This window comes from Microbacterium sp. zg.Y909, from assembly GCF_024626565.1.
This window is the reverse complement of the sequence record NZ_JANJFJ010000456.1, coordinates 1-3,209: the sequence shown is the minus strand read 5'-3', so window position 1 is coordinate 3,209 and position 3,209 is coordinate 1. Positions and strand designations below refer to the sequence as shown.

Below are 3,209 nucleotides of genomic sequence, written 5' to 3'. Positions count from 1 at the left end.
GCGCACCCCAGCCGACGAAGATCGGGCTCTGCCACGGTCCTTCGGGCACGTTCTCGGCCAGGCGCTCCCCGAGTGCCCCTGTCGTCAGGTCCGGCAGCGATACCGGCTCATTCTCGGACAGTCCCAGTGCGGTGAGCGCCGAGACCACGACGCCGGGTTCGCTCAGGCACCGCTGCGCCATCTCTCGGATCACCTGCCGCGCGCCCTGGGCGACATAGTCCTCGAGGTGCACGTCGGCATACGTTTCCGCATAGGGCACGAGCACCCACGACACCATCACCGTCAGGAGCGCGTTGGCCTCACCGGATGCGAGCTCCTCGGCGAGCGCCAGCGGATCGGCGGCGGGCGCCAGGAGCGCCGTGCCCCGCACATCGACCCCCGGGGTGTAGTCAGGGGCGATCTGGGTGGTCCACAGCGCCGCATGCCCGCCCTGCGAGTGACCCCAGACGACGGTGCGGGGGGACAGCACGAGGTCCTCCAGCTCACCGGCGGCCAGCACGGCGTCAAGCGCCGAGCGGGCCTCGCCGCGGCCGATGAGATAGGGGAAGTCGCCGGGCGCGCCCTGCCCGGTGTAGTCCGGCGCGACCACCACCCAGCCGTTGGCGATGGCCCGGTTGACGTCGGGGATGGCCCAGTGGGTGGCGGTGCCGTCGGCGAGACTGGGGGCGCAGCCGCGCGCGACCCCCGTGGTGCCGTGGTTCCAGATCACCACGGGGCGGGGACCGTCCGCCGGTTCGTCGGGGACGATCACGAAACCGCTGGCCACCGCCGGGTCACCGAGCGACGAGCGGGTCGTGTAGAGGATGCGCTGCACGGTGGCGCCCGGCGGCGCCGCTCCGAGGTAGTCGTCCGATCGGATGAGCCGGCCGTGTCCCTCGGGCACGTCGGCGGGCGGATCGTAGAAGGCGTCGACGACGGGCGCGCCATCGGCGAGCCAGCCGTTCAGCCAGGATCCGCCCGCCGCCGCGGCCACCAGCAGCGCCGCCATGGCATAGCGCCCCACCGCGACCCACGCCCGACTGCGGCGGCTGCGCAGACGCGTCCGCGACGGGTCGACACGCTGGCCGTCGGCGAGGATGCCGCGCACGCCTCGCACGACCAGCGTCACGCCGAACACCATCGTGCGCACACCGAAGAGCACCGCCACGACCAGCACGCTGACGTCGGGCCAGGTCAGCGCCAGCACGCCGAAGACGATCTGGGCCCCGCCCCACGCGACGTCGAGCACCCGCCGGCTGACACCGCCGCGACTGACGGCGTCACCGAGAGACGCCACGCCCGCGAGGATCAGCAGCACCGCCAGGGCGGTGGGGAGAAGGTCCAGCCTGCCGCCGAACCAGACGGCCAGTGCGATTCCCCCGACGATCCAGGCGATGCCGACCGCCCGGTTCCACCGGTGGCGATGGCGGGGCGCGATCATCTCGACCACCCCCGCGACCACGGCGCTCGCACCGATGTAGACCGTCAGCAGCAGCAGCGAGGTCAGCGGTCGGAAGACGATGAGAAGAGCGAGCCCGACCACGACGAGGCCCATCGCGAGCAGAGCCGGCGCCGGAGCGCGCACCAGCAGCCGCGGGAGAGCCGCCAATCCCGCGCGCAGTCCCACAGCTGGCATTGTCACCCAGGAAGCGTACTCGCGGTCACCTCCGTGAACCCTGCGCCCCTAGGCTGTGGCCGTGCCAGAAACCGTCTCACCGCGCGCCAGCCGTGAGGTCGCCCGTGAGGTCGCCTACCACCCGGCTGCCCGGTTGGGCGCGAGAGCCGGATACGTCGCGAACGGCGTCGTCCACGGTCTCATCGGGTCGATCGCCCTGGGCGTGGCCTTCGGCGGTACGGGCGAAAGCGACCAGACCGGCGCGCTGAAGGCGATCGCCGACGCCCCTCTCGGATTCGCCGCGCTCTGGGTGCTCGCCGTGGCCCTCTGGGCACTGGGCACCTGGCACCTCGCCGCGGGCGTGCTCGTCCGCGACCCGCAGGGCGACATCAAGGGCGCCGCGAAGAAGTGGGGGGTGCGGGCGGCGGAGTGGGGTCAGGCGGCGACGTTCTCGGCCATCGGCTTCATCGCGGCCGCCGTAGCGCTGGGCGCACGGCCGAACGCGGAAGAGGCCGCCGAGCGGGCCAGCGAGGGCGTGCTCACCGTCGCGGGCGGGTCGATCCTGCTCAGCCTGGTCGGACTCGGCGTCGCCATCGGCGGCATCTCGTTCATCGTCATGGGGGTGATGCGCAGCTTCCACAGCAAGCTGGACATCCCCGACACGCCGCTCGGGCACGCCGTCGTCCTGCTCGGCGTCGTCGGGTTCATCGCCAAAGGCATCGCGCTGGTGATCGTCGGCATCCTGCTGCTGGCATCAGCCGTCACGATCGATCCCTCGACCGCGGGCGGACTCGACGGCGCTCTGCAGGCGCTGCTGGCGATGATGTTCGGGCCCGCGTTGGTCGCCGCGGTCGGAGCCGGGTTCATCGCGTACGGGGTCTTCTGCCTGTTCCGCGCCCGCTACGCCACCCTCTGACCGGCGCGCGGGCAGCGAACGTCAGGCGCGCAGCCGCGCGACCGCGTCGGCCGCGGCGACGACCTCGCGCTCACCGGTGCGGCGATCCCACAACTCCACCTGGCCTTCGGCGGCGCCCCGGCCGACGATGACGATGTGCGGCACGCCGACGAGTTCGGCGTCGCCGAACTTGACGCCGGGCGAGACCTTGGGGCGGTCGTCGTAGAGCACGTCGAACCCGGCATCCTCGAGGTCGGCCGACAGCTTCTCGGCGAGCTCGAACGCGGCGGCGTCCCGCCCCGTCGCCACGACATGCACGTCGAACGGCGCGACGGATGCCGGCCAGGTGAGGCCCTTGTCGTCGTTGTTGAGCTCGGCGATGATCGCGAGGATGCGGGTGATGCCGATGCCGTAGGAGCCCATCGTGACGGTGACGAGCTTGCCGTTCTCGTCGAGCACCTTCAGCCCCAGCGCCTCGGCGTACTTGCGGCCGAGCTGGAAGACATGGCCGATCTCCATGCCGCGCGCGAGCTCGACAGGACCCGAGCCGTCGGGGGCGGGATCCCCCGCGCGCACGGTGGCGACCTCGACGAACGCGTCGGCGGTGAAGTCGCGCCCCGCGACGAGGCGGGCGACGTGCTTCTGATCGATGTTGGCGCCGGTGATCCACGCCGTGCCGTCGACCACGCGGGGGTCGAGGAAATAGCGGATGCCGGTGGC

General features: G+C 72.2%; 3 protein-coding genes. 1 reads left to right on the top strand and 2 read right to left on the bottom strand.

What is annotated here, in order from left to right:
• Window positions 1–1,615 (bottom strand): lipase family protein (locus NQ160_RS21230; RefSeq protein ID WP_257517059.1); only part of this gene is annotated, 1,615 nt, incomplete at its 3' end.
• Window positions 1,616–1,676: 61 nt separating this feature from the next.
• Here NQ160_RS21230 and NQ160_RS21225 point away from each other — a divergent pair.
• Entirely contained in the window at window positions 1,677–2,510 is an 834-nt protein-coding gene (locus NQ160_RS21225) for a DUF1206 domain-containing protein (RefSeq protein ID WP_257517058.1), read from the top strand.
• Between the two features lie 21 nt (window positions 2,511–2,531).
• Here NQ160_RS21225 and NQ160_RS21220 read toward each other — a convergent pair.
• A partial coding sequence (locus NQ160_RS21220) for a His/Gly/Thr/Pro-type tRNA ligase C-terminal domain-containing protein (RefSeq protein ID WP_257517057.1) occupies window positions 2,532–3,209 on the bottom strand: 678 nt, incomplete at its 5' end.